At 40.8% G+C, this 233-nt stretch carries 1 protein-coding gene; it reads left to right on the top strand.

The window, feature by feature from the left end:
- Nucleotides 1-233: hypothetical protein (locus E1171_RS23995; protein ID WP_222931249.1), on the top strand; the 233-nt coding region annotated here is incomplete at both ends.

The raw sequence follows: 233 nt of genomic DNA on the forward strand, positions 1-233 counted from the left end.
TGTAAGGATAAATACAGGATCCTCTAATATTCCCCCAACCCTTGACAGCCTAAATTCAAGCCCCCCTACCCATCCGATGGACTCTATCCCAGTGCCCGTTTTAGATACATTATCGCTTAATTCATACCGAATAAGTAGAATCTCATTTGCCAGCCTTAAAATTGGTCTTGGACATCAATTTCGCCTAAACTCTTTGAAATTGGGGGTTCAGACAGGAGTTTCAATCAATAAAA

The sequence above is a fragment of the Xanthovirga aplysinae genome (genome assembly GCF_009711365.1).
Classification (GTDB): Bacteria; Bacteroidota; Bacteroidia; order Cytophagales; family Cyclobacteriaceae; genus Xanthovirga; species Xanthovirga aplysinae.